32 protein-coding genes are annotated in these 22,508 nt (G+C 67.4%); all 32 read left to right on the top strand.

Annotation, left to right across the window (positions count from 1 at the left end; all coding sequences use genetic code 11):
• Position 1 precedes the first annotated feature (1 nt).
• The 32 genes from ACESUZ_RS01075 to ACESUZ_RS01230 all read left to right on the top strand — a co-directional run bounded on the left by ACESUZ_RS01075 (position 2) and on the right by ACESUZ_RS01230 (position 22,507).
• Entirely contained in the window at positions 2-574 is a 573-nt protein-coding gene (locus ACESUZ_RS01075) for an ERF family protein (RefSeq protein WP_199410671.1), read from the top strand.
• Positions 575-928 carry a hypothetical protein gene (locus tag ACESUZ_RS01080; RefSeq protein ID WP_117637860.1) on the top strand — a complete coding sequence of 118 codons (354 nt, stop codon included), beginning with the start codon at positions 575-577 and terminating at the stop codon, positions 926-928.
• Entirely contained in the window at positions 925-1,479 is a 555-nt protein-coding gene (locus ACESUZ_RS01085; RefSeq protein ID WP_373198032.1) for a single-stranded DNA-binding protein, read from the top strand. Before ACESUZ_RS01080 ends, ACESUZ_RS01085 begins: the two co-directional genes overlap by 4 nt.
• A gap of 19 nt (positions 1,480-1,498) precedes the next feature.
• Positions 1,499-2,212: a conserved phage C-terminal domain-containing protein gene (locus ACESUZ_RS01090; protein WP_373198033.1), complete on the top strand. Its 714-nt coding sequence runs from the start codon at positions 1,499-1,501 to the stop codon at positions 2,210-2,212.
• Positions 2,196-2,924, top strand: a complete 729-nt coding sequence (locus ACESUZ_RS01095) for an ATP-binding protein (protein ID WP_373198034.1) — start codon at positions 2,196-2,198, stop codon at positions 2,922-2,924. Before ACESUZ_RS01090 ends, ACESUZ_RS01095 begins: the two co-directional genes overlap by 17 nt.
• The gene (locus ACESUZ_RS01100; protein WP_118349165.1) at positions 2,911-3,306 is read left to right on the top strand and encodes a hypothetical protein; all 396 of its coding nucleotides are present in this window, start codon (positions 2,911-2,913) and stop codon (positions 3,304-3,306) included. The genes ACESUZ_RS01095 and ACESUZ_RS01100 overlap by 14 nt, the downstream gene beginning before the upstream one ends.
• Positions 3,307-3,562: 256 nt before the next feature.
• The gene (locus ACESUZ_RS01105; protein WP_152067355.1) at positions 3,563-3,772 is read left to right on the top strand and encodes a DUF3110 domain-containing protein; all 210 of its coding nucleotides are present in this window, start codon (positions 3,563-3,565) and stop codon (positions 3,770-3,772) included.
• The gene (locus tag ACESUZ_RS01110) at positions 3,769-3,960 is read left to right on the top strand and encodes a hypothetical protein (RefSeq protein WP_346964632.1); all 192 of its coding nucleotides are present in this window, start codon (positions 3,769-3,771) and stop codon (positions 3,958-3,960) included. The genes ACESUZ_RS01105 and ACESUZ_RS01110 overlap by 4 nt, the downstream gene beginning before the upstream one ends.
• 2 nt (positions 3,961-3,962) lie before the next feature.
• Positions 3,963-4,457: a hypothetical protein gene (locus ACESUZ_RS01115; RefSeq protein WP_373198035.1), complete on the top strand. Its 495-nt coding sequence runs from the start codon at positions 3,963-3,965 to the stop codon at positions 4,455-4,457.
• 2 nt (positions 4,458-4,459) lie between these two features.
• On the top strand, positions 4,460-4,645 hold the full coding sequence (locus ACESUZ_RS01120) for a hypothetical protein (RefSeq protein WP_373198036.1): 186 nt from the start codon (positions 4,460-4,462) through the stop codon (positions 4,643-4,645).
• The gene (locus tag ACESUZ_RS01125; protein ID WP_373198037.1) at positions 4,642-4,863 is read left to right on the top strand and encodes a hypothetical protein; all 222 of its coding nucleotides are present in this window, start codon (positions 4,642-4,644) and stop codon (positions 4,861-4,863) included. The genes ACESUZ_RS01120 and ACESUZ_RS01125 overlap by 4 nt, the downstream gene beginning before the upstream one ends.
• Positions 4,860-4,994, top strand: coding sequence for a hypothetical protein (locus ACESUZ_RS01130; RefSeq protein ID WP_264297873.1), 135 nt, complete (start codon positions 4,860-4,862; stop codon positions 4,992-4,994). Before ACESUZ_RS01125 ends, ACESUZ_RS01130 begins: the two co-directional genes overlap by 4 nt.
• Before the next feature lie 103 nt (positions 4,995-5,097).
• Positions 5,098-5,880 carry a hypothetical protein gene (locus tag ACESUZ_RS01135; RefSeq protein WP_373198038.1) on the top strand — a complete coding sequence of 261 codons (783 nt, stop codon included), beginning with the start codon at positions 5,098-5,100 and terminating at the stop codon, positions 5,878-5,880.
• A 29-nt stretch (positions 5,881-5,909) separates the two neighbouring features.
• Positions 5,910-6,341, top strand: coding sequence for a hypothetical protein (locus ACESUZ_RS01140; RefSeq protein WP_117765325.1), 432 nt, complete (start codon positions 5,910-5,912; stop codon positions 6,339-6,341).
• 13 nt (positions 6,342-6,354) lie between these two features.
• A complete protein-coding gene (locus tag ACESUZ_RS01145) occupies positions 6,355-7,608 on the top strand; it encodes a PBSX family phage terminase large subunit (RefSeq protein WP_373198039.1) in 1,254 nt (417 codons plus the stop codon).
• Positions 7,587-9,122 (top strand): phage portal protein, encoded by a 1,536-nt coding sequence (locus ACESUZ_RS01150; RefSeq protein ID WP_373198040.1) that lies wholly within the window; start codon positions 7,587-7,589, stop codon positions 9,120-9,122. The genes ACESUZ_RS01145 and ACESUZ_RS01150 overlap by 22 nt, the downstream gene beginning before the upstream one ends.
• Positions 9,122-10,843, top strand: coding sequence for a phage minor capsid protein (locus ACESUZ_RS01155; protein WP_373198041.1), 1,722 nt, complete (start codon positions 9,122-9,124; stop codon positions 10,841-10,843). The genes ACESUZ_RS01150 and ACESUZ_RS01155 overlap by 1 nt, the downstream gene beginning before the upstream one ends.
• The gene (locus tag ACESUZ_RS01160; protein WP_158573939.1) at positions 10,816-10,980 is read left to right on the top strand and encodes a hypothetical protein; all 165 of its coding nucleotides are present in this window, start codon (positions 10,816-10,818) and stop codon (positions 10,978-10,980) included. The genes ACESUZ_RS01155 and ACESUZ_RS01160 overlap by 28 nt, the downstream gene beginning before the upstream one ends.
• A 199-nt stretch (positions 10,981-11,179) precedes the next feature.
• The gene (locus ACESUZ_RS01165; RefSeq protein WP_152067361.1) at positions 11,180-11,740 is read left to right on the top strand and encodes a phage scaffolding protein; all 561 of its coding nucleotides are present in this window, start codon (positions 11,180-11,182) and stop codon (positions 11,738-11,740) included.
• Between the two features lie 3 nt (positions 11,741-11,743).
• Complete coding sequence (locus tag ACESUZ_RS01170) at positions 11,744-12,625, top strand: hypothetical protein (RefSeq protein ID WP_117637877.1); 882 nt, start codon at positions 11,744-11,746, stop codon at positions 12,623-12,625.
• A gap of 14 nt (positions 12,626-12,639) precedes the next feature.
• Complete coding sequence (locus tag ACESUZ_RS01175; protein ID WP_158559642.1) at positions 12,640-12,795, top strand: hypothetical protein; 156 nt, start codon at positions 12,640-12,642, stop codon at positions 12,793-12,795.
• Complete coding sequence (locus ACESUZ_RS01180) at positions 12,785-13,144, top strand: hypothetical protein (RefSeq protein WP_373198042.1); 360 nt, start codon at positions 12,785-12,787, stop codon at positions 13,142-13,144. The genes ACESUZ_RS01175 and ACESUZ_RS01180 overlap by 11 nt, the downstream gene beginning before the upstream one ends.
• A 32-nt stretch (positions 13,145-13,176) precedes the next feature.
• Positions 13,177-13,470 carry a putative minor capsid protein gene (locus tag ACESUZ_RS01185; RefSeq protein WP_373198043.1) on the top strand — a complete coding sequence of 98 codons (294 nt, stop codon included), beginning with the start codon at positions 13,177-13,179 and terminating at the stop codon, positions 13,468-13,470.
• Between the two features lie 2 nt (positions 13,471-13,472).
• Positions 13,473-13,823 carry a minor capsid protein gene (locus tag ACESUZ_RS01190; protein WP_118349157.1) on the top strand — a complete coding sequence of 117 codons (351 nt, stop codon included), beginning with the start codon at positions 13,473-13,475 and terminating at the stop codon, positions 13,821-13,823.
• A gap of 1 nt (position 13,824) precedes the next feature.
• Positions 13,825-14,223 carry a phage tail terminator protein gene (locus ACESUZ_RS01195; RefSeq protein ID WP_373198044.1) on the top strand — a complete coding sequence of 133 codons (399 nt, stop codon included), beginning with the start codon at positions 13,825-13,827 and terminating at the stop codon, positions 14,221-14,223.
• 2 nt (positions 14,224-14,225) lie between these two features.
• A complete protein-coding gene (locus tag ACESUZ_RS01200) occupies positions 14,226-14,942 on the top strand; it encodes a phage tail tube protein (protein ID WP_117637882.1) in 717 nt (238 codons plus the stop codon).
• 108 nt (positions 14,943-15,050) lie between these two features.
• Positions 15,051-15,554: a hypothetical protein gene (locus tag ACESUZ_RS01205; protein ID WP_158573936.1), complete on the top strand. Its 504-nt coding sequence runs from the start codon at positions 15,051-15,053 to the stop codon at positions 15,552-15,554.
• Entirely contained in the window at positions 15,554-16,210 is a 657-nt protein-coding gene (locus ACESUZ_RS01210; RefSeq protein ID WP_161160595.1) for a Gp15 family bacteriophage protein, read from the top strand. Before ACESUZ_RS01205 ends, ACESUZ_RS01210 begins: the two co-directional genes overlap by 1 nt.
• Before the next feature lie 2 nt (positions 16,211-16,212).
• Positions 16,213-18,903 carry a phage tail tape measure protein gene (locus ACESUZ_RS01215; protein WP_373198045.1) on the top strand — a complete coding sequence of 897 codons (2,691 nt, stop codon included), beginning with the start codon at positions 16,213-16,215 and terminating at the stop codon, positions 18,901-18,903.
• A complete protein-coding gene (locus ACESUZ_RS01220) occupies positions 18,900-19,613 on the top strand; it encodes a distal tail protein Dit (RefSeq protein ID WP_117637885.1) in 714 nt (237 codons plus the stop codon). The genes ACESUZ_RS01215 and ACESUZ_RS01220 overlap by 4 nt, the downstream gene beginning before the upstream one ends.
• The gene (locus ACESUZ_RS01225; RefSeq protein WP_373198046.1) at positions 19,613-22,165 is read left to right on the top strand and encodes a phage tail spike protein; all 2,553 of its coding nucleotides are present in this window, start codon (positions 19,613-19,615) and stop codon (positions 22,163-22,165) included. The genes ACESUZ_RS01220 and ACESUZ_RS01225 overlap by 1 nt, the downstream gene beginning before the upstream one ends.
• Positions 22,166-22,186: 21 nt before the next feature.
• The gene (locus tag ACESUZ_RS01230) at positions 22,187-22,507 is read left to right on the top strand and encodes a hypothetical protein (protein ID WP_117637887.1); all 321 of its coding nucleotides are present in this window, start codon (positions 22,187-22,189) and stop codon (positions 22,505-22,507) included.
• Position 22,508: the final 1 nt, after the last annotated feature.

Below are 22,508 nucleotides of genomic sequence, written 5' to 3' on the forward strand. Positions count from 1 at the left end.
CATGACCCAGGAACAGCAGTCCATCGACCTCATGGCGGCCGTTGCCCGCGTGCAGCGCGCCGTGGTGGTGCCCAAGGCCAAGTACAACGCTTTCGGCAAGTTCAGCTACCGCAGCTACGAGGACATAGTGGCCGCGCTGAAGGAGCCGTGCGCCAAGGAGGGCCTGGCGTTCTTCATGACCGACGAGCTGGTGCAGATAGGCGACCGCTACTACGTGAAGTCCACGGCGTGCGTGTTCCCCGCCGAGGGCGGCGAGGGCCTGCTGCAGGTGAGCGCCTACGCCCGCGAGGACGAGCACAAGAAGGGCTCGGACGACGCCCAGGTGACCGGCATGGCGTCGAGCTACGCCCGCAAGTACGCGCTGTGCGGCGCGTTCGCCATCGACGGGCAGAGCGATCCCGACGCCATGGAGGAGCAGCCCGCGCCCGAGGAGAAGCAGCCGCCCGCAGACGGCCCCTTCACGGCCCACTGCCGCAGCTGCGGGGCGCGCTACCAGTTCGCCAGCATGCCGCAGTACATGGAGTTCGTGGCCAACAGCCCGTGCTGCCCGCGCCCCGACTGGCAGGTGGAGTAGATGCAGGCGCTCACCGAGGAGCTGGACGAGCTGACCGACAGGCTGGAGGCCGAGCTGAAGACCTGCAAGGAGTCGGGCTGCCAGTACGCCGAGAACGAGGCCGAGTACCGCAAGGCCCTGCGCATCGCCATCCTGAACGAGCGCCAGAAGGGCACGCCCGTCACCATCATCGGCGACGTGTGCCGGGGCCAGGAGCAGATAGCGGAGGCCAAGCGCCGCCGCGACTGCTCCGAGGCCATCTACAAGGCCTCGCAGGAGGCCATCAACGTAATCAAGCTGCGTATCCGCATGGTAGACGCGCAGATCACCCGCATCTGGAACAGCGGGGACGTAACCCAAGGAGGGTATCTATGAGCATCAACCGCGTGTGCATATCCGGCAACCTGACCCGCGACCCCGTGCTGCGCTCCACGTCTGGCGGCATGTCCGTGCTGTCCATGGGCGTGGCCGTCAACGACCGCCGCAAGAACCAGCAGACCGGGCAGTGGGAGGACTACCCGAACTTCGTGGACTGCACGCTGTTCGGCACCCGCGGCGAGAAGCTGGCGCAGTACCTCGCCAAAGGCAGCAAGGTGGCCATCGAGGGCAAGCTGCGCTACCGCAGCTGGAACGACCAGCAGACCGGCCAGAAGCGCAGCGCGCTGGAGGTCGTGGTGGACGAGCTGGAGTTCATGAGCGGCCAGCAACAGCAGCAGGGCTACGCGCCGCAGCAGTACGCGCCCCAGGCGGCCCCGCAAGCGCCGCAGGCCCGCACGTACGGCCAGGGACGCCCCGCCCCGGCACCTGCGCCGCAGCAGCCCGCCTACGCGCCGCAGCCGGCCACTCAGCAGGCGTACGCGTCACAGCAGCCCGCGCCGCAGCAGCAGGCCATGCCCGATCTGTACGACGAGGATATCCCGTTTTAGGGAAGGCGACGGCGACACTATGGGCATGGTTATACACGACGACTTCTGGGCGGCCGCGCAGGCCATGCCCGAGAAGCAGCGCGCGCCGTTCATCTACGCCATCGTCGAGTACCGGTTCACGGGCAAGGAGCCGCAGGGCAGCCCCGCGTGGCTGCCCACCTTCCTGGTGCTCAAGGGCAGGCTCGACATGGGCGACGAGAAGAGCGAGCGCGCAAGGAAGGCGGCCAACGCCCGCTGGGGCAACAGGCCGGGGAAGGAAGACGCGGTGGACGATGCGGCGGCACGGGCGCAAGCCGATGCGCAATCCGATGCGCAAGCACATGCGGGAGCATATGCGGATGCACATGCAGGCGCACATGCGCAAGCAGATGCGGATGCACATGCAGGCGCATCGAGTTGCGGCAATGCAGAGGTTGAGGTTGAGGTTGAGTATATAGATAACCCCTTAATCCCCTTTGACGAAATCGTGCATGCGCTCAACGAGGCAGCCGGCACCCGCTACCGCTCAAGCAGCGCCAAGACCCGCAGGCTGATACACGCCCGCTGGGCCGATGGCTACCGCCTCCCCGACTTCCTGGCCGTCATCGACACGATGGCAGCCGAGTGGGCGGGCGACCCGAAGATGGCCAAGTACCTGCGGCCCTCCACGCTGTTCTCGCCGAAGTTCGAGGACTACGTGAACCGCGGCCCGAGGACCCGGAAGGAGGCCGACGGCTATGCCGAGTACGACTGAGTGCCCCCACTGCGGGGCGCAGCTGGAGGTCCGCTACGTGGTGCTGGCTGGCCGCCGCACCTTCTGCGGCTGGAAGCCGTGCGGCTGCCCGGGTGCCGTGGCGGAGCGCGACGAGCGTTCGCGCCTTGAGGCCAGGGCCAAGGCCGAGGAGGCCGCAGCCAAACGCCGCCGGGCCTACGAGCGGGCCGGAATCAAGCCACGCTTCATGACAGCCGCCTCCCCCATGGCCGAGGGCATTGCCGCGAAGGTTGAGCAAGGGCGCGGGGCGTACATCTGCGGCCCCGTGGGAACCGGCAAGACCCACCTGGCGAGCGCCGTGGCGCGGCTCCTGGTGGACGGCGGCACCAGCGTGAGGGTGACCGACATGCTGGGCGTGCTGGCCGCCATCAAGGGCACCTACGGCGGCGACGGCACCGAGGACGGCGTGCTGTCCAGGCTCTCCCGCGTGGGGTGCCTGGTGCTGGACGACCTGGGCAAGGAGTCCCCCACCGACTGGACGCTGGGGCAGGTGTTCCGCGTCGTGAACGACAGGTACGAGAACATGAGGCCCGTGGTCGTGACCACGCAGCACGGCAAGGGCGACCTCATACGCCGCCTGGCCAAGAACGGCGACGAGGAGACGGCGGTGGCCATCGTGAGCCGCCTGTCGGAGATGTGCGACAAGTACGAGCTGCAAGGCAAGGACAGGAGGCTATCGAATGGCAAACGTTGACACGCTGCCCGAGATCCTGCGCCCCCTCATGGAGGGGCCGAGCATCGAGACGCCCAGGTGCGCCGTGTGCGGCGCGCCGTGGCCGCTCAACCGCCACCACATCGTGAGGCGCGGGGCGGGCAAGCTGTTCCGCGACGGGCGCGAGGTTCCCAAGCCCACGGTGATGCTGTGCGGCAGCGGCAACGGCAGCGGCTGCCACGGGCTGGCGCACGCCAACCGGCTGCACTTCCGCTGGGTCAGGGCCGAGCAGAGGTTCAACCGCCCCGCCCCGCCGGGCTCGGGGCACTGGGAGTACCTGCTGCTGCCGGAACCGACCAAGTACGCGGACGCCCTGGCCATGGACGGCTGGGGGCGGCTGCCGAGGGGCAGGCGGTGCATGTGAGCGGGTACGAGCCTTCAAGCGGGTGGAACCTCCCGCCCGGGTGCTTCGAGTCCGACCCCAGGGCACCGTGGAACCGGCCCGACCCGTGGGAGGGCCGCACGTGCCGGGAGTGCCGCTTCTGCGGCCGCGTGCAGGGCGCTGGCGGCGAGGCCGTGTGCGCCCGCGACGCCATGACTGGCGGCGGCCCCGACGTGGAGGCGGTAGACGAGACAAGCGAGGCATGCGAGTGCTTCGAGTTCGAATAGGAGACGAAACGATGAAGAAGATCTACGCGGTGGCCACGGAGAGCGACGTGGTGCTGGCGTTCGAGAGCAGATCGGACGCAGACGAGTACGCAGGCGAGCACGACGGCATGGCGGTGCTGCCGGTGCCGTGCGTGGGGGCCTACGAGTACCCCAGCGAGAAGCCGGCCACCGACTGGGACCGAATCGCCGACGCTCTGCCGAAGGGAGGCGAGCAGGCATGAGGCTGTACATGTGCGCATGCGAACGCTGCGGCAAGGAGGTGCCGGCGACCCTGGCGGGTTACGCCAAGATGGTGCTGAGGAACAGCGCGCGAATCGACGGCGAGGCAAGGGCCTTGTGCCCGGAGTGCGCCGAGAGCCTGCGGGCGTGGTTCCTCGCAGGCGCGGTGAAGCCGGAAGGAAGGGAGTAGCCATGGGAATCATCTGCGATACCTGCGGGCGCGATATCGACGCCCTGGGGCAGGACAACATGGGCGTAGACGCGCCGCTGTGCGAGGACTGCTGGGGCGAGCAGCAAAGCCATACGGTAGCAGTGCCGCGCCGCGAGGCTCGCAACCTGAGGTTCGAGAACGCCCGACTGCGCGAAAAGCTGGACGCCGGAACCGAAGAGACGGCCGTGCAGAACCTGCGCAAGGGCATCGAGACGGCCTACGAGGCGAGCCGCGAGCGCGCCCTGGCGCTCACGAAGCTGGACGAGTGCGAGTTGTGGCTGGGGCGCTGCGAGCCGAGGGTGACAGCGTCACCGACGCTCAAGGGCGCGGCCCAGGACGCCGTCATGCCTTGCCTCAAGGCCGAAGAGGCGCACGGTTTCGCGATGCCCGACGTGAACGTGGAGGTAACGGCCGAGGAGCTGGCCAAGAGCCTGCGCGAGGCCATGAAGCCGGCCATGCGGATGGCGGTGGAGTAGCCATGGAGCAGCAGACCGAGAAGCCGAAGCGCCGACCCAGTATCGAGGTGCGCTGCCCGAAGTGTGGCATGCGCGAGACCTGGCGCCACCTGCCCAAGGGCGGCGACCGCTGCCGCTGGTGCGGTCACCTGTTCGAGGACTTCACCTACCGCAAGGTCGGGCCGAGCGCGAAGGAGGGGGCGCGATGACGAACTGGGAGCACCTTTTCGGCACGCCCGAGCGGGCCATCCACACGGAGACGGAGTTCCACTCGTGGCCCTTCTTCATCGCCGTGTATGAGACGAGCCGCATGAGCAGCTGCACTACCAGCAAGCGGCTGCTGGCCAGCTTCTGCGAGGAGGCCGACTACCTGGAATGGCCCAAGGCCGAGTACGGCGACGGCACCGTCGAGTGGGAGGAGCGATGAACCGCCCGGGATGCAACTGGGGGTGCCTGCTGTTCATAGCGGCGGCAATCGCCATAGACGCGGCGGCCATCTACGCCATAAGGGCGCTGGCGCTCGGGCTCATGGCCATGGCCGTGGCGGCGTGCGGATAGGGGCAACCGAATACGGAAACAGGCAGAGGGCCGTCCTTCGGGGCGGCCTTTTCCGTGCCCGGCGACACGCTTGCGACCATATGGGCCGAGAGATAGGAGACGCATGGCGAGAGGCGAGACATACGAGGAGTTCACGGCCAAGTTCGAGCCGAAGAGGACGACCGACGACTGCTACACCCCGCCCGAGGTGTACGGCTGCGTGCTGCGGTGGGCGCACCGAGAGTACGGGTTCGACCTGGCGAAGGTGGCGCGCCCGTTCTACCCGGGCGGCGACTACGAGCGCGAGGAGTACCCGGAGGGCTGCACCGTCGTGGACAACCCGCCGTTCTCCATCCTGAGCAAAATCGTCAAGCACTACCAGGAGCGCGGCGTGGGCTTCTTCCTGTTCGCCCCCACCCTGACGTGCATGGGCATCCGCAACTGCTGCAAGGTCGTGACGGGCGTCGGCGTGACATACGCCAACGGCGCGAGCGTCAACACCTCGTTCGTGACCAACCTCGACCCCGCCCAGGCGAGGAGCGCACCCGACCTGCGCGCCGAGCTGGATGTCGAGATAGAGCGCCTGCGCCACGAGAAGGCCAAGGCGCTGCCGAAGTACGAGTACCCCGACGAGGTGCTGACCGCGCCCATGCTGGCGCGCTACTCCAAGTACGGCATCGACTTCCGCGTAGGCCCGCAGGAGTGCAGCTTCACGAGGGCGCTCGACGCGCAGCGCGGCCAGGGCAAGGCGATATACGGCAGCGGCTACCTCATATCAGAGCGTGCAGCCGCAGAGCGTGCAGCCGCAGAGCGTGCAGCCGCAGAGCGTGCAGCCGCAGAGCGTGCAGCCGCAGAGCGTTTCGCGCTTTCGCCGCGCGAGCGCGATGTGATCGCGTCGCTTGGCTAGCGCGAAACTAATCAGGAAGGAGGCCGCAGGTGCCCAAGAAGGACAAGCCGCTCACGGCGAAGCAGGAGGCGTTCGCCCGCGAGATGGCCAAGCCCCGCGCCAAGCAGCAGGACGCGTACCGCGCGGCCTACGACTGCAAGCGGATGAACTACAACTCGATAAGCTGCGCCGCGTCCAAGCTGATGCGCGACCCACGAATCGCGCACAGAATCCAGGAAATCCGCGACGCGGCCGCCAAGGACTGCCGCTGGGAGCTGCAGGACGCGGCCGCCCCGCTGTTCGAGGTGCTGGACGGCGCGCTGCCCATCTTCCGCCGCCAGGCGGCCGAGGGCAGCATCAACGGCGACGCACGCCTGGCCATAACCGAGAGCGTGAAGCTGCTCAACGACATGTTCGGCGTGGACGGCGCGAAGGCCGCCATGGCGGAGGCGGGGGTGACCATCGTTGACGACCTCGGTTAGGCTCTCGGACGTCGTGGCCTCCGTGTTCGCCGGCGTGTGGCGCTCCATCAAGGCGCACGAGTTCACGCACTACTGGTTCAAGGGCGGGCGCAACTCCACCAAGTCGTCGTTCATATCCATCGCCATCGTGCTGCTGATCATGCTCAACCCGGAGGCCAACGCCGTCGTGCTGCGCAAGGTCGGCAACACGCTGCGCACGTCCGTGTACGAGCAGATAGGCTGGGCGTGCGACGTGCTGGGCGTGGCGCACCTGTTCGACTTCGGCCTGTCCCCCATGGAGGTGACGTACCGCCCCACCGGGCAGGTCATACGCTTTGTGGGATGCGACAAGCCGAAGAAGCTGAAGTCCGCGAAGTTCCGCACCGGCTACTGCGCCGTGGTGTGGTTCGAGGAGGTAGACGAGTTCGACGGCATGGACGAGGTGCGCAGCGTGCTGGCCACGTTCCTGCGCGGCGGCGACATGTTCTGGGTGTTCTACAGCTACAACCCTCCCCGCTCGGCTCGCAACTGGGTGAACAAGGAGGCGCGCGACCTGGAGGCCCACCCGGGCGAGGACGGGCGCTTCATATGCCACACCACGTACCTGGACGTCATAGACGAGCACCCCGAGTGGATAAGCGCCGCGGCGCTGGCGGAGGCCGAGCGCAGCCGCCGCAAGACGCCCGACTCCTACCGCTGGCAATGGCTCGGCGAGGTCATCGGCACGGGCTCCGAGGTGTTCCCCGACGAGCTGCTGGACATACGCCCCATCACCGCGGAGGAACGCGAGGCCATCGCCCTGCGCTCGTTCGGCGTGGACGCGGGCAGCGTGCACCCGTGGGTGTTCATGGAGGCGGGATACGACGAGAACGAGCGCGTGCTTTACCTGCTGGACGAGGAGAGCCGCCAGGGAACCGAGGCCATCGACGTCAAGACCGCCGAGCTGGTGGCGGCCAAGCTGCAGGCGGCCGAGGACCCCGCCGCCGACGTGTGGTGCGACAGCGCGGCGCGCGGCATGATCCTCTACTACCAGGAGCAGGGCATCGGCGCGCAGAAGTCGCTCAAGCAGGGCCTGAACGCGCCCAAGAGCCGCATCAGGTGGATGCAGAACCTTACGCGCATAGTCATCGACCCCGACCGCTGCCCGCTCGCCGCCAAGGAGTTCCCCGAGTTCGAGTACGTGTCGAACGGGCAGGGCGACATAACCGAGACACTGCCGAAGGTGAACGACGACGCGATAGACGCGGCGGGCTACGCCGCAGGACTGTGGATAAGGAGCAACCTCTGATGGAGAAGCGAGGCAACACGGGCTACGCCGAGGCGTGGCTGCGCCGCATGGGATACCAGCCGGACACCCGCATGCAGGGCATGGTGGGCGTCTGGTTCGGCTGGTTCGCGGCGAACAACGGCTGGTACCACTACAGCGAGCGGCGCGGCTTCCGCGTGTACAAGCGCGAGCGCGCCAGCCTGCACCCGGCGGCGCTCGTGGCCGACGAGTGGGCCAGTCTGCTCATGAACGAGAGCACGATCATCTCCAGCACGAGCGACGAGCGCCGCGCCTGGATGGCGCGCTACTTCGCCAACCCCAAGGCGACGGGCGGCGTCGGCGACGAGGGGCACGAGGACGGCCAGGCCGCGCCGCAGCCGACAGAGGACGGCGACGCGCCCACATCGTTCGCCATGGACAACGCCGACTTCATAGCCCGCGCGTTCGCCATGGGCACGGGCGCATGGGTCATCGAGCCGCGAGGCGTGACCGACAGCGCCTACACGCCCGACGCCGAGCTGCGCATCGTGCGCTACGACGCCACGCAGATAGTCCCGCTCACGTGGAGCGCCGACGACTGCACGCAGTGCGCGTTCGTGGGCCGCGTGGAGGTCGCCGGGCGCGACTACGACCAGTGCCAGGCCCACGTGCTCAAGGGCGGCACCTACCACATCCTCACGCAGCTGTTCGACACCAAGACGCACAAGCAGGTGGCGGTCGAGGGCATCAGCGCCGACATGGACACGCGCTGCACCCGCCCGCTTTTCGCGCTGGTGCGCCCCGCCGTGTCGAACCGCTTCTACGACTACTGCGCGATGGGCGCGAGCGTGTACTGCAACGCCGTGGGGGCCATGAAGGTGGTCGACGAGGCCGCCACCTCCCTGCTCGACCACATTCGCGTGGGCCGCCCGCGCACGTTCGTGGACAAGACCCTCATAGAGTCCAAGACCGACAAGGGGCCGGACGGCAGCCTCACGAAGACCTACTACGCCTTCGGCGAGGCCGACGACACCATCTTCAGCATGAACCCCGGCGACGAGGGGTCGGCCAAGATTCAGACCGTTCAGAGCGACCTCAAGGCCGACGAGAACGCCAGCGCCATCAACACGGGCCTGCGCCTGCTGTCGGTGGCGTGCGGCTTCGGCAACGGCTACTTCTCCTGGGAGTCGCACACGGGCCTGAAGACCGCCAAGGAGGTGGCGGCCGACAACTCGCAGCTGATGCGATCCATCCACCGGCACGAGAACGCCCTGCGCAAGTCCATCGTGCGCCTCGTGAACGGCATGGCCGACGCGTGCCGCAGCATCAAGGGCGAGGCCGTGCCCTACGGCGACGTCACCGTGGACTTCGACGACTCCATCATCAGCGACACGCAGAGCGCGCGCGAGATGGCCATGAGCGAGGTCGGCGCGGGCATCATGGCCCCGTGGGAGTACCGCCGCCGCTTCTACGGCGAGACCAGCAACGAGGCCAAGGCCAACGTGCCCGAGCAGCAGGGCGGCGCGTTCGACATGCTGGGCGACGGGCTCGCCTGATGCTGGGGCCGGACTACATAGAGCACTTCACCGACGCAGCGCAGGGGGCCATGGACGAATACACCCTGCGCCTGGTGTGCATCTACGCCGCGCTCATAGGCTCCATCGACTTCGAGGGCGACAGCGCCTACTCGCAGGCCGCCCGCAAGGCGTCGCTTGCCGCCAAGGACGTGCAGAAGGCCATGAACGAGGAGGGCCGCAGAGCCGCGCGCGAGGCTGCCAAGGCTGCGGCCGAGGCCGTGGCCAAGAGCGCCGAGGCCGACCTGGCCACGCTGGGCACGGCCATGGGCGCGCTGTCCAAGACGATGCAGTGGAGGCTGCACAACTCAGCGCGGGCCACGGCGGCGGGAGTGCAGGACGTAGTGAGCCGCGACAACCTGAAGATGCCCGCCAACGTGCAGCGCGCCTACCTCGAAGTCGTGGCGCAGGCCGTGGCTCGGGTGAACTCGGGCATGGCGGGCTACGAGCAGGCCACCCGCGAGGCAGTGCTGAAGCTGGCGCGGCGCGGCGTGTCCGTCGTGGACTACAAGAGCGGGGCGTGGGCGCAGGCGGACGTGGCCATGCGCCGCCACATTCGCACGCAGGCGGTGCAGGCCGGCAGCCGCAACACGCTGGAGCTGCTTGAAGAGACCGGGCACGACCTCGTGCAGACCTCCTCGCACGGCGGGGCGCGCGAGAGTCACGCCAAGTGGCAGGGCCGCGTGTTCAGTCTGTCGGGCAAGTCCAAGAAGTACCCGCCGTTCTACCGCGAGACGGGCTACGGCTCTGTCGATGGCCTGTGCGGCGCGAACTGCAAGCACGACTTCGGCATCTACGTGGAGGGCCAGCAGCTGCGGTACGAGCGCGATCCAGATGGCGGCGACGAGAAGCGCGAGGAGCGATACCAGGCAGAGCAGAAGCAGCGCGAGCTTGAGCGCGGCATACGCGCCGCCAAGCGCGAGGCAACGGCCCTGGAGGCCGCCGGGCTCGACAACACCAAGGAGCGCCTGCGCCTGGGCAAGCTGCAGAAGCGCCAGCGCGAGCACATAGCCGCCCATCCCTACCTGTCCCGCGAGCGCACGCGCGAGGCCGCCGTGGAATCGAAGGAGCGCATCTACCCGCTTGCCACGGACAAGACCTGGGTGCGCGAGAAGTTCATGCCGGGCAAGGGCGCGGGCACCGCCGCAGACGTGAGCCGCCGCGCCGTGAACGGCAGGGCCTACCACGACAAGGTGGCGTCCCTTCCCATCCCGAAGCGCGCAAGCGAGGCCGTGTACGCCGAGAGCCGCCGCATCCTGCGCGACCGCGACGGCACGGGCTACGAACGCATGTCCGTCGTGTCGTGGAAGAATGGCGAGCGCGTCACCGACACCTTCGGGCACGGCCTGAAGAGCCAGGCGTGCGGCCTGACCGCCAAGCAGGTGGAGGCGTGCAGGCGCACCAAGGGCGGCGTGGTGCTTATCCACAACCACCCCATGAGCTCGCCGCCGTCGTGGACCGACATTCGAACGGTGGCGGAAAACGACTGGGTGCGCAGCTCAGTGGTGGCGTGCCACGATGGTACAATCTACGAAATCAAGGTGAACGACCGCAGCGTCGTACAAGCGTACGAGGAGCTGCGAGAGCTGGCGAAAAGAGAGTGCCCGAACGTGGGCGGCGACGTTATCGACCAGCTTGCCACCGAAATGCTCTACGAGCGAAACGAGGAAGCGAAATGGTTCAGGCTGACAAAAAAGAAGTGACGCCAGAGGACTGGGTGCTCGTCATAGATGACAGCGCCTCCGAGTCGAAAGCCGCCGAAAAGCTGACCAAGGAAGAGCGCGAGGAGCTTTTCGCCAAGTCCCGCAAGGTTCTGCGCGACGCGGGGCTGATGAAGTAGACCAAGCGACAACCGAGTAGACGCACGGCATCAAGGCCGCCCATCACGGGCGGCCTTTTCTTTTGCCTGGCGACACCTCGGGGAAGATGCGGTCACGCGATGGGGCGGCGACAACGGCCCCGCACGCGACCGCGGCGACAACGGCGGGCCATCCAAGCGCGCAGGGAAGCGCGAAAACCAAACACGGAAGGAGCAAGCGATGGCGGACGACAACAAGCCCCAAGGCAACGAGGGCGGCGACAACGGCCAGCAGACCGAACCGGCGAAGGAGGTCGTGTCCTACGCGAAGTACAAGCGCGAGACCGACGAGTACCAGGAGCAGGTGAAGGCCCTCAAGGCCGAGCTGGAGCAGCGCGACAAGCAGATCGAGGAGTTCACCTCCAAGGCGGGCAACGCCGAGGAGCTGCAGGCCGCGCTCGACAAGGCCAAGGCCGACAACGAGGCGTACAAGGCCGACGCCGAGAAGCGCGAGGCCGACATGCGCCGCGACTTCGCCATCGACACCAAGCTGGCGCAGATGGGGGTGCGCAACGCCAAGGCGGCGCGCGCGATCATCCCGAACATCGCTGACGCGAAGCTGGACGAGCAGGGCAACCTCACGGGCATCGACTTCGAGGCCCTGAAGAAGGATAACGCCTACATGTTCACCGACCAGCCCCGCGAGAGCGCGGGCGGCGACCCCAAGGGCGGCGCAGGTTCCGACGGCCTGGCCGACTTCCGCGCAGCTTTCGGACTCACCGACGAATCTTCAAAGGAGTAAATCATGCCAAACAGCATCGAACTGCCCAAGGGCTACGAGAACGTGCTCATGGAGGCGTACCGCAAGGAATCCCTGACCGCAGTGCTTGAGAGCGCCGCGCCGCAGGGCAACATCGCGCAGATGGAGCAGCTGGGCGAGTTCTACTACCCCGTCTACTCCATGGGCGGCCTGGGCGACGTGCAGGCCAACGGGCGACTGCCGCAGAACAGCGGCGCGTCCCTGACTTGGAAGCCCATCAGCGCCAACTACGACCGCGGCACCATCCTGGAAATCGACCAGAAAGTGGACGCCCAGTCCTTCAATCTGGCGTTCGGCAACGCCGCCGCGCACTTCAACCGCACCAAGGTGGTGCCCGAGGGAGACGCGTTCGTGTTCTCCACGCTGTGCGCAGGCACCGGCATCACCAAGGAGCAGAAGACCTACGCCGACGGCGCGGACATGCTCAAGGGCCTGAACGCCGCCATGTGCGACATGGACGAGAAAGAGGTGCCGGAAGAGGGCCGCGTGCTGTTCATCACCCCCACCCTGCTGGGTATGGTGAAGGACCTGGACACCACCAAGTCCCGAGAGGCGCTGGACGGCTTCTCCTCCATCGTGAAGGTGCCGCAGTCCCGCTTCTACAGCGCCATCGACCTTTTGGACGGCACCACCAAGGACGAGGAGATCGGCCACTACAAGAAGGGCACCGGCGCGGTGGACATGAACTTCCTCATTGTCCACAAGGACGCCGTGGTGCTGCGCTGGAACTTCGCGCACGGCAAGGTCATCGACGCCGAGGACAACCAGCAGGGCTTCGGCCACCTGTTCAAGTACCGCAAGTACGGCGTGTGCGGCGTCCGCGAGAACCTGGCGCACTACATCACCGCAGGCATGAAGGCCGCGTAGGAAGGAGGCGCGACATGCGCACAGTTGGACTGGCCTTCGAGAAGGAGGCCCCGAAGAAGGCCAAGCCCGCCAAGGGCAAGGCGGAAAAGCCCGAGGCGAAGGCCGCAGACGAGCAGCCCGCCAAGGGCAAGGCGGAAAAGCCCGAGGCGGCCGAGGACGATGGAAACTAGAGCCCCGACCCACGAGGACCACCTGGCAGCCGGGCGCGGGGAGCTGTCCGCCGAGGAGTTCAAGGCGGCGCTCCCCCACGCCACGGCAGCCGTGCGCGACCTGATCTTCCCCAACGAGCCGGACGGCTCCGAGGAGTGGGCGCGCGCGGTCATGGCGGCCTGCGAGGTCGACGCCGCATACGGATGCTCGGGCGGCATCATGGAGGGCGGCGGCTTTACCGTCGGCTCGTTCTCGTGGAACCCCGGTACCGAAGGGGCCAGCACCTACCGCAGCGACATGGAGGCCGCCGTCCGCCGCGAGCTGCTTGGAACGCCGCTGCTCTACGCGGGCATCGGGGGTACCAGATGATGCGGGTGCCGCGCTCGGCGCGGCCCTCCACCATGTCCGTCAAGGTGCCCAGGGAGGGCGGCTACGGCGGCGAGTTCGAGCAGCCCGTCGAGGTGCGTCGCGTGCGCTTCGAGCCCGTCTCGGCGTGGCTCGTGCGCGAGTACGGCCTGGGCGACGGCGCGCAGGGCCTCGTGATAGCAGACGGCGCGGACAGCCCCGGCATGTTCGACGTGCCCGTGGGCAGCCGCGTGAGCATCGACGGGGGCGAGTGGATGAACGTGGCGAGGTGCACGCCCCGCCGCGCGTTCGGCACCCGTCCCCACCACTGGGAACTGGAGGTGAGGTAGCCATGCCCGCAGCAGTTACGGTCGACCTGACCAAGCTCATGAAGCGTTTCAGCGCGAAGGAGCTGGAGGCCAAGCAGGTGAAGTTCGCCATGAGCGTTGCCGAGGACATGAACGCGTTCACGCCAGAGGACACCAAGCGCATGCACAACTCCATGCAGGCCGCCTCCGACTTCAGGCAGGGCCTCGTCATATGGGACGCCGACTACGCCGCCTACGTGCGCGACCTGCCCGACAGCTCCATCAAGCACGGCAAGAACCCGAGGGCCAAGGCCGACTGGCCGAAGGCCGCGAAGGAAGCGCACGGCGAGGACTGGGAGCGCCTGGCCGTCGACCTCCTGACCGAGGGGGCGTGACATGGCCCCGGACGTGATGGAGGCGGCGAAGGCCGCCATAGAGGCCCTGGGCTACGGCCCGGTGCTCCTCACCCGCCTGGCAGCATCGCGCGGCCACGACGACGCGGTGGTGCTGAGGCCCATGCCCACGGCCGACGCGGTGCGCCACATGGACGGCACCCGCCGTGTCGGATACGTGCTGCAGGTCATCGTGAAGGACACCTCCGAGGCCAAGGCCATGGGCGACGCCTACGACCTGGCCGACGCGTTGAACGGGGCCGACCTGTCCTCGCCCACCGGCTCCTACGGCTTCACCAGCGCGGCGCTGTACACAGAGCCGCAGGAGATAACGCCGCCGGAGGGCGGGCCGTACCTGTGGGAGTTCCGAATCAAAGCGACCATAACCATAGAGAAGGGATAACGATGGCAAAGAACCAAGACCTGGGCTTCGCGCCCAACTACATGAGCGCGCTGGAGATCGACACTACGCCAGACGCGGCCAGCCCCACGTGGGCCATCTTCTCGCGCGGCATCACCGAGGTGAAGCCGACCACCAACGAGACCACCGAGACCAAGGACTACTACGACGGCTACGGCACTCCCACCGACAAGGTGAAGAGCGTGCAGCCGCAGTACGAGGTCACAGGCGACCGCTGCTACGGCGACCCCGCGCAGGACTTCGTTGCCAGCCTGGCGCTTGAGACCGGCGAGGGCCGCACGGGCCACTTCCGCCACACCGACCCCAACGGCGACGTGGTGGAGGGCGACTGCACCTACCTGGGCCTGACCGTCGGCTCGCAGCAGGGCGCGGCGTCCGACCCCGGCGCGTTCTCCTGCACAATCTCGGGCGCTGGCGCTATGCGCTACATCCCCGCCAACAAGCTCAAGCAGCCCACGGGCGTCACCTGCACCGCGCCGACCGGCCCGGCCGTGGGCAAGTCCATGAAGCTCGCGCCGACCGTCACGCCCGCCGAGGCGAACGCCAAGTGCTTCTTCGCATCGGGCAACACCGACGTGGCCACCGTCGACAGCGACGGCAACGTGACGGGCGTGGCCGCAGGCGAGGCGGTCATCACCGTGCGCTGCGCGTCCAAGCCGAGCATCTGCACGCAGGTGAAGGTCACCGTGGCGGCGAAGTAGCCGCAGGCGACACCAGACATAACCTCCTGGACATGGGGGCGCGGGCTAGTGAGCGGCCCGCGCCCCTTTTCTATGCCCGACGCTCACCGCTCACGAAAGGGGCAACAAATGGAACTTCTGAAAAACATCCGCGCGTACGAGGACGTGTTCTTCGAGGACCCCGAGGAGAACCCCGACACGCCGCGCTTCCGCGTGTGGTTCGACGACAAGCACATCGAGGAGTACCTGGCCAAGGTCGGCAACGCCATCGACCGCGCGCAGGCCAACGAGCAGATGGCCCGCGAGGCCGACACCCCCGAGAAGGCGGCCGAGGCCAACGCCGCGCAGGCCCGCCTCATGAAGCGCACCATCTCGGCGTTCATCGGCACCGAGGGCTGGGAGCAGCTGCTCGCGTGGATGGGCGGCGACGAGGGCCCCATCGCGCCCGAGGAGAACATCCGCATCCTGGGCGAGGTCTTCGCCACGTTCCTCAACATGTTGGCGCGCCACGCGACCAGCGAGCAGCTGATGGCGTGCGGCCTTGCATACAGCGAGCGCGCCGATCAGGTCCAGGCGCTCAACCGCGCCCAGCGCCGCGCCAAGGCCAAGCGCAAGAAGAAGGGCGGCAAGTAATGCTGCCAGCCGCGCTCACGGCCGAGCGGGTGCGGCTGCCCGACGGCACGAGCGCCACGCGCTACCCGTGGAACGGCGAGGAGGTGCTGGTGCGCGACGACGCGCTCACGATCATCCGCGTCATCGAGGTGCTGACCGACGAGGGCAAGTCCGACGACCAGCGCCGGGACGAGTTCCTGGCGCTGTTCTTCGTGGACTGGGCGGACGCGTGGTGCGCATGCGACTACGACGCCGCCGAGTTCGTGCGGATGCGCGACGCGGCGGTATGGGACATGTGCGGACTCGACCTGACCGGCGACCGCCCGCACGAGACCCCGCTGTGGGACTTGGAGGAGGACGCGGCGCGCATACGCACCAGCTTCCGCCAGGCCTACGGCATCGAGTGGGACGAGGTGCGCGGTCGCATCAGCTTTGCCGAGTTTGTGGCACTCGTGGGCGGCTGCCCGCAGGACACGCCGCTCGGCGCGGCCATCCACTACCGCAACCCGGCGACCAAGCCGAAGCCAACCAAATACAACAGGCAGGAGGTCGAGGCCTGGAACGCCGCCCACAAGGCGTTCGAACTCGGCAAAGGCCGCAGCTCACACGGCTCTGAGGAAGGAAGCGACGCGGCGATGCGCGATGTGTTCGCCGCGCTCAAGAGAGCGACGAGGTGAGCATGGACGGCAACGTCATCATCAAAGCGGTGCTCGACACCGTTGACGTATCCAAGAACATCAAGGCCCTGGAGCGCGACCTCCAGGGCATCTCCTGGAAGAACATAACCGAGGGCGACGAGAAGGCCGCGAAGCTGTCGTCCTCGTTCAAGAAGGCCGGCACGGCCGCCACGGTGACGCTGACCGCGCCCGTGGTGGCCGCCGGCAAGGCCGTATTCGGCGTGGCCAGCGACTACGAGCAGGCCAACGCCCGCATAGCCGCCGCGTTCGGCATGTCCGGCGAGGAGGCCGAGCGTTTCAGCGGCATAGGCAAGCGCATATACGAGGGTGGCTGGGGCCAGTCCCTGGACGAGGTCAACGATGCGCTGATCCAGTGCAAGTCCACCCTTCGCGACGTGTCCGACGAGGACCTGCAGACCGTCACCACCAACGCACTCATGCTGTCGGACACCTTCGGCGCAGACGTGAACGAGTCCATACGCGGCACCAACGCCCTCATGGAGGGCTTCGGGCTGTCCGCCACCGAGGCCAGCGACCTGCTGACGGCGGGCATGCAGCGCGGCCTGAACTACACCGACGAGCTGGGCGACAACCTGAGCGAATACTCCGTGCGATGGGGCGAGGCGGGAATGAGCGCCAGCGAGTACTTCTCGCTGCTCGAAGCGGGCACGTCCAACGGCGCGTACAACCTGGACAAGGTGGGCGACTACCTCAACGAGTTCCTGACGGCGCTGTCCGACGGCCGCATGGAGGAATCCATCGGCTCGTTCAGCGAGGGCACGCAGGAGGTCTTCGAGAACTTCAAGAACGGCAGCGCCACCGCCGAGGACATGCTGCAGGCGGTGCTGGGCGACCTCACGCAGATGCCAAACGAGTACGACAAGGCCGCGCTGGCCTCCACCCTGTGGTCCTCGCTGGGCGAGGACAATGCCATGGGCATGATCGAGTCCCTGGCTGGCGTGCAGGACAGCTTCGGCGACGTGGCGGGCGCTGCGCAGCAGGCCCAGGAGGCCGCCTCCGACAGCTTCGCCGTGAAATCGCAGGAGGCCATGCGCGAGCTGCAGGGCTCCATCGAGCCGCTTGGAGAGCCACTGCTCAACATCGCCACCAACGTGGCGGGTGTCGTCAAGTCGTTCTCCGAGTGGTTCGCCGGCATCGGCGAGGGCGGCCAGACCGCCGTGCTGGCGATCGCCACGATAGCGGCCGCCATAGGCCCCGTGCTGTCGACGGTCGGCACCGTCGTGGACACCGTGCCGAAAATCGGAGCAGCCTTCCAGGTGGTCGGCAAGCTGGGCACCAGCGCGCTGGGGCTCATAGCCGCGCACCCCGTGGTAGCGGCCATAGCGGCCATCATCGCCGCCGTGGTGCTGCTGTGGAACAACTGCGAGGAGTTCCGCGACGCGGTGACCGCCGTGTGGGATGCCGTGTGCGCCGCGTTCGAGGTGGCCACCCAGGTGGCGGGCGACGTGGCCCAAAGCGTCGGCGAGTTCTTCACGCAGCTCGGCGAGACGCTGGGCGGCGTGTGGGACGGCATCTGCTCCACGGTGCAGGGGGCCATCGACGCCATAGCCGGGTTCTTCCAAGGCCTGGCCGGCACCGCCTCGTCCATCTGGGACGGCATCTGCAACGTGGTGCAGGTCGCCGTGATGCTGCTGGGCGAGATTCTGAACCTGGCCATCGAGACGCTGCTCATACCCTGGAACTTCATCTGGGAGAACTTCGGCGAGCAGCTGACGGCGGCATGGGACGCGATCTGCAGCGCGGTGGGAAGCTACATCGACGCGGTGAGCCAGGTCATCACCGACGTGGTGACGGCGCTCTCCGAATGGTGGGGCGCGACGTGGGAAGGCATCAGCGGCACCGCCAGCGCCATATGGGAGGCCATCTACGGCGCGGTGAGCGCGTACATCCAGTACGTCAGCGACGTGATAGGCGCGGCCCTTGGGGTCATCCAGGGCGTGTGGGACACGGTGTGGGGCGCGGTGAGCTTCACCGCCTCCAGCATATGGGATGCCATCAGCTCGGCGATAGGCGCGGCCATCAATGCCATCAGCTCCACCATATCGGCGGTGCTGTCGGCAATTCAGGCGGTGTGGGACTCCATATGGGGGGCCGTGAGCAGCACGGCGTCGAGCGTGTGGGGCGGCATCAGCTCCACCATATCCAGCATCGTGAACGGCATCCGCGACACGATCTCCAGTGTGTTCAACGCCGCCAAGGACACCGTGAGCAGCGTGTGGAACTCCATCAAGAGCGCCATCGAGACGCCGATACAGAACGCCCGCGACACCGTGCGCAACGTCATCGACTCCATCAAGGGGTTCTTCAACTTCTCGTGGTCGCTGCCCCACCTGAAGCTGCCGCACCTGTCCATCTCCGGCAGCTTCAGCATCGCCCCGCCGAGCGTGCCGCACTTCGGCATCGACTGGTACGCCAAGGGCGGCGTGTTCAACGGCCCCAGCGTCATCGGCGTCGGCGAGGCGGGCCCCGAGGGCGTGGTGCCGTTCAACGAGCGCGGCGCGCGCCCGCTGGCCGAGGGCATCGCCAAGCTGCTCGACGGCAAGGGCGGCGCGGCCCATGGCGACACGAACGTGACAATCAACCTGTACGCGACCGTGCGGGAGGAGGCCGACATCGAGAAAATCACCCGCCAGATAGCCAAGGAAATCAAACGGCAGGAGTGCTTCGCATGATATACAACGGCTTCGACTTCGCGCCGTGGTTCGACACCCGGCTCGTGACCCGCTCGCTGCTGCCCGAGTACGAAATCGCCACGCGCGACGTGCCCGGGCAGCCCGGCTCGCGCTTCATGCGCGCAGAGCTGAAACCCCTGACGATAGACGTGGCGGCGGCCTGGAGGGCGCGCCCCGCCGACGACATGGCGGCCCTTCGCCGCCTCATGGCCTCGCGCCTGCTGTGCCTCAAGGAGGCCGAGCTGTGGCTGGACGACGAGAGGCACCTGGGCCTGCGCTACATGGCCGTGCTGACCTCGCCGGGCGCGCTCGACACGTTGTGGCACACCGGCGAGGCCACGCTGACGTTCACGGCATACGACCCCGTGGCCTACGGGGCCGAGGGGCGCGCAACCGTGTCGGGCACCTCGGGCGTGCAGGTGGGCGGGACGTTCCGCACCTACCCCACCGTGACCGTCAGGCCCGGCGGCAGCACGTCGGCGCTGCGGCTGACGAACATGGGCACGGGCGAGTTCGTGCAGATCGACAAGGCGGTGACGGCATCGAGCGCGGTGGTTATCGACATGGCCGCCCCGCAGGCCACGGTGGACGGCAGCCCCGCGCCCGTGACCTTCGAGAGTGACTTCTTCCCGCTGGAGCCGGGGGCCAACAGCCTCAAGCTGTCCAGCGGCACCGCGACGGTACAGTGGACGGAAAGGTACGTGGGCTGATGATTCTGTGGGCATGCGACCGCTGGGAGGCGTACAAGGGACCCATCAAGACGCTGTTCGAGTGCGAGGACACGCGCGAGGTCAACGGCGAGAACGCCCTGAGCATCACAACGCTGGCGCGCCTGGACAAGGGCGACCGCCTGGTGTGGCGCGACCTCAAGGGCCGCTGGCACGAGAACATCGTGGACGGCGTGGAAGAGGAGCGCGCAAGCGCGGGCATCCTCTACACGTACTACTGCCCGACCTCGGCGCAAATCGAGCTCCTGGGCGACTACCTGGAGGACAAGCGCCCCTACGACGTGAGCGCCTACGCCGCGCTGGCCTCGGCGCTGTCCTCCTCGCGCTGGCAGGTCGGAACCGTGGCCGACCTCGGGCAGGCCGGCACGAACTTCTACCACACCAACGCATGGGCGGCCATCCACGACGTGGCAGACACTTGGGGCGGCGAGCTGTCGTTCGAAATCCAGGTGAGCGGCACCAAGGTGACCGCACGCCGCGTGTGCATGGCCAAGCAGGTCGGCGAGGACAACGGCAAGCGTTTCACCTACGCCAAGGACCTCGTGAGCGTCAAGCGCAGCGTGGACGAGGGCAACGTGTGTACCGCCCTGTACGGCTACGGCAAGTCCCTGCAGACCGCCGACGAGGACGGCAACCTGACGGGCGGTTACGATCGCAAGCTGACCTTCGGCGACGTGAACGGCGGGCAGAACTGGGTGGGGTCGGCCGACGCGCTGGCGCGCTGGGGACGGCCCGACGGCAAGGGCGGCAAGGCGCACGTGTTCGGCGACGTGGAGTTCTCCGACTGCGAGGACGCCGCCGAGCTGAAGAAGCTCACCGAGGCGCAGCTGGCGAAGTCGTGCGTGCCCACCGTGTCCTACACTGTGGACGCCGTGGCGCTTGCGCGCGCCGGCGAGGGCTTCGAGGGCGCGGACGAGGGCGACCTGGTGACCGTGGTGGACAAGGTGTACGACCCGCCGCTGCGCGTGCGCACGCGCATCACCAAGGTGGTGGAGGACCAGCTGCGCCCCGGCGAGGTCACCTACACGTTCGGTAACTACCAGACGGTCGCCGAGCTGATGGCCGCGCAGAAGTCGGCCGCCAAGTCCACCGCCTCGACCATTCGGGCGACCGTGACCGAGGCCGTGAACGCCTCGAACAAGGCATCGACCGGCAAATGGGGCGAGAGCCTGGCGGCCGCCGAGGAGCGCCAGAAGGCGTACGCCAAGGAGGTCGGCGGCTCCGCCCAGGACTACACCGACCAGATAAGGGACGAGCTGGACAAGGCCCTCAAGGAGTACGCCGACAACGGGGACACCACGCTGGAGGAGGCGCTGAAGAAGTACTCCGACGACGGCAACCTTGACCTGGACGAGGTGCTGCGCCTGTACACCGACACGTCGATAGAGCAAAGCGAGAGCGTGCTCAAGCAGATAGACGAGGCCAACAAGGAGTACCTGGAAGGCGTCACGGGCAAGCTGGACGAACGGCTGACGAGCGCCGAGGGCGAGGTGGATGGGCTGCAGAAACAGCTCGACCAGCTGCCGACGGATATCCGCAAGAAGATCGTTGACATGCTCAACAGCGAGGTGAACACCACGGGCGGCTGGGTGTACGAGGAGCCCGGCCAAGGCATCCTGGTGTACGACAAAAAGCCCGAGAGCGCCACCAAGTGCGTCAAGATAGGCGGCGGAATCATCGGCGTGGCCAACTCCAAGTACTCCAGCGGCGCGTGGAAGTGGCGCACGGCCATAACCGGCGACGGCGTGACCGCCGACGAGCTGACCACGGGCCGCATCAAAGGCGGGAACTCGTACTGGGACCTCGACAGCGGGGCCTTCTACCTGCGCGACGGCTCCATCTTCATGACCGACAGCAACGGCAACAGGGTCTATATCAACGCCACCAACGGCTTCCAGATATACGACAAGAACGGCTCCATCATCGCGGGCACCGTGCTGGTGGGCAGCACCTCCATGTTCCGCTGCAACATGGTCGGCACGTCGTCAACCAACTACATCACCACCGGCACGACGACGAACAACCACCCGGGAGCGTCGTTCGTGAACGGCTCGACCGAGTACTGCACCATCGAGGCCGTCCACGCGAAGGACAGCCCCACGGCGAGCTCGACCGACGGCGTGGGCATATCCACCTGCGGCTACGGCTTCCTGGCGGTCAACCGCTACTACCGCCAGACGTGGCTGACGACCCCCTACTACGCGGGCTACATGAGCCATCCCGACGAGCAGCTGTACATGAGGAGCGGCAACAGCAACGCGGGCGGCTCGGCGTACGTGAAGCTGCAGGAGAACTCCAACAACTACGTGTACCTGGATAGCAGCCGCGCAGACATTGGGTCGTCGGGCACCGCCAGGATACTCGCCCCGAAGTTCGCCATAGGAACCAATCCGAGCAGCGGCGGCACCTACGGGTACACGGGCTCCACGCAGTTCATCGGGTGCATCACCAACAACGGCAACAACTGGAAGTGGGGCACCATCAACGTGGTGAACGGAATCATCACCGGCATGAGCAGCATCACGGGAAACTAGACCAGCGAGAGGGGAAACGGAATGTTCTACCACCTTGTGCAGCAGCCCGAAGCGCCGCAGGCGCTCGACGGCGCGCCGAAGCCGCCCGAGGCGCTTCCGGTGTTCGAGTGCATCAGCGACCCGGCCACGGCGCGGGCCATCGTGGAATCGGAAGACGTGTTCGAGTTCGACGGCAAGGGCGGCTTCACGCTCGTGTCCAGCCCCGTGGCCGTCATGGACGCGGAAGGCGGCGAGGCCAACGCCGTGGACTTCTCGGCGCTCACCGACGAGGAGATATGCGGGGTCCACAGAGCGCAGCCCGGCGACATATCGCGGACACTTGCGGCCGAAGGAAAGGAATGAG

The sequence above is a fragment of the Collinsella aerofaciens ATCC 25986 genome, assembly GCF_964239575.1.
GTDB lineage: Bacteria > Actinomycetota > Coriobacteriia > Coriobacteriales > Coriobacteriaceae > Collinsella > Collinsella aerofaciens_BQ.

Excerpts from the sequence above, each read along its gene's own strand:
- ACESUZ_RS01135 (WP_373198038.1), top strand. The coding sequence starts at position 5,098 with ATGGCGAGAGGCGAGACATACGAGGAGTTCACGGCCAAGTTCGAGCCG.
- ACESUZ_RS01230 (WP_117637887.1), top strand. The coding sequence starts at position 22,187 with ATGTTCTACCACCTTGTGCAGCAGCCCGAAGCGCCGCAGGCGCTCGAC.
- ACESUZ_RS01195 (WP_373198044.1), top strand. The coding sequence starts at position 13,825 with ATGGCCCCGGACGTGATGGAGGCGGCGAAGGCCGCCATAGAGGCCCTG.
- ACESUZ_RS01095 (WP_373198034.1), top strand. The coding sequence starts at position 2,196 with ATGCCGAGTACGACTGAGTGCCCCCACTGCGGGGCGCAGCTGGAGGTC.
- ACESUZ_RS01120 (WP_373198036.1), top strand. The coding sequence starts at position 4,460 with ATGGAGCAGCAGACCGAGAAGCCGAAGCGCCGACCCAGTATCGAGGTG.
- ACESUZ_RS01170 (WP_117637877.1), top strand. The coding sequence starts at position 11,744 with ATGCCAAACAGCATCGAACTGCCCAAGGGCTACGAGAACGTGCTCATG.
- ACESUZ_RS01190 (WP_118349157.1), top strand. The coding sequence starts at position 13,473 with ATGCCCGCAGCAGTTACGGTCGACCTGACCAAGCTCATGAAGCGTTTC.
- ACESUZ_RS01185 (WP_373198043.1), top strand. The coding sequence starts at position 13,177 with ATGTCCGTCAAGGTGCCCAGGGAGGGCGGCTACGGCGGCGAGTTCGAG.
- ACESUZ_RS01080 (WP_117637860.1), top strand. The coding sequence starts at position 575 with ATGCAGGCGCTCACCGAGGAGCTGGACGAGCTGACCGACAGGCTGGAG.
- ACESUZ_RS01205 (WP_158573936.1), top strand. The coding sequence starts at position 15,051 with ATGGAACTTCTGAAAAACATCCGCGCGTACGAGGACGTGTTCTTCGAG.
- ACESUZ_RS01165 (WP_152067361.1), top strand. The coding sequence starts at position 11,180 with ATGGCGGACGACAACAAGCCCCAAGGCAACGAGGGCGGCGACAACGGC.
- ACESUZ_RS01215 (WP_373198045.1), top strand. The coding sequence starts at position 16,213 with ATGGACGGCAACGTCATCATCAAAGCGGTGCTCGACACCGTTGACGTA.
- ACESUZ_RS01100 (WP_118349165.1), top strand. The coding sequence starts at position 2,911 with ATGGCAAACGTTGACACGCTGCCCGAGATCCTGCGCCCCCTCATGGAG.
- ACESUZ_RS01105 (WP_152067355.1), top strand. The coding sequence starts at position 3,563 with ATGAAGAAGATCTACGCGGTGGCCACGGAGAGCGACGTGGTGCTGGCG.
- ACESUZ_RS01085 (WP_373198032.1), top strand. The coding sequence starts at position 925 with ATGAGCATCAACCGCGTGTGCATATCCGGCAACCTGACCCGCGACCCC.
- ACESUZ_RS01220 (WP_117637885.1), top strand. The coding sequence starts at position 18,900 with ATGATATACAACGGCTTCGACTTCGCGCCGTGGTTCGACACCCGGCTC.
- ACESUZ_RS01110 (WP_346964632.1), top strand. The coding sequence starts at position 3,769 with ATGAGGCTGTACATGTGCGCATGCGAACGCTGCGGCAAGGAGGTGCCG.
- ACESUZ_RS01125 (WP_373198037.1), top strand. The coding sequence starts at position 4,642 with ATGACGAACTGGGAGCACCTTTTCGGCACGCCCGAGCGGGCCATCCAC.
- ACESUZ_RS01155 (WP_373198041.1), top strand. The coding sequence starts at position 9,122 with ATGCTGGGGCCGGACTACATAGAGCACTTCACCGACGCAGCGCAGGGG.
- ACESUZ_RS01115 (WP_373198035.1), top strand. The coding sequence starts at position 3,963 with ATGGGAATCATCTGCGATACCTGCGGGCGCGATATCGACGCCCTGGGG.
- ACESUZ_RS01180 (WP_373198042.1), top strand. The coding sequence starts at position 12,785 with ATGGAAACTAGAGCCCCGACCCACGAGGACCACCTGGCAGCCGGGCGC.
- ACESUZ_RS01200 (WP_117637882.1), top strand. The coding sequence starts at position 14,226 with ATGGCAAAGAACCAAGACCTGGGCTTCGCGCCCAACTACATGAGCGCG.
- ACESUZ_RS01090 (WP_373198033.1), top strand. The coding sequence starts at position 1,499 with ATGGGCATGGTTATACACGACGACTTCTGGGCGGCCGCGCAGGCCATG.
- ACESUZ_RS01225 (WP_373198046.1), top strand. The coding sequence starts at position 19,613 with ATGATTCTGTGGGCATGCGACCGCTGGGAGGCGTACAAGGGACCCATC.
- ACESUZ_RS01130 (WP_264297873.1), top strand. The coding sequence starts at position 4,860 with ATGAACCGCCCGGGATGCAACTGGGGGTGCCTGCTGTTCATAGCGGCG.
- ACESUZ_RS01075 (WP_199410671.1), top strand. The coding sequence starts at position 2 with ATGACCCAGGAACAGCAGTCCATCGACCTCATGGCGGCCGTTGCCCGC.
- ACESUZ_RS01175 (WP_158559642.1), top strand. The coding sequence starts at position 12,640 with ATGCGCACAGTTGGACTGGCCTTCGAGAAGGAGGCCCCGAAGAAGGCC.
- ACESUZ_RS01210 (WP_161160595.1), top strand. The coding sequence starts at position 15,554 with ATGCTGCCAGCCGCGCTCACGGCCGAGCGGGTGCGGCTGCCCGACGGC.
- ACESUZ_RS01160 (WP_158573939.1), top strand. The coding sequence starts at position 10,816 with ATGGTTCAGGCTGACAAAAAAGAAGTGACGCCAGAGGACTGGGTGCTC.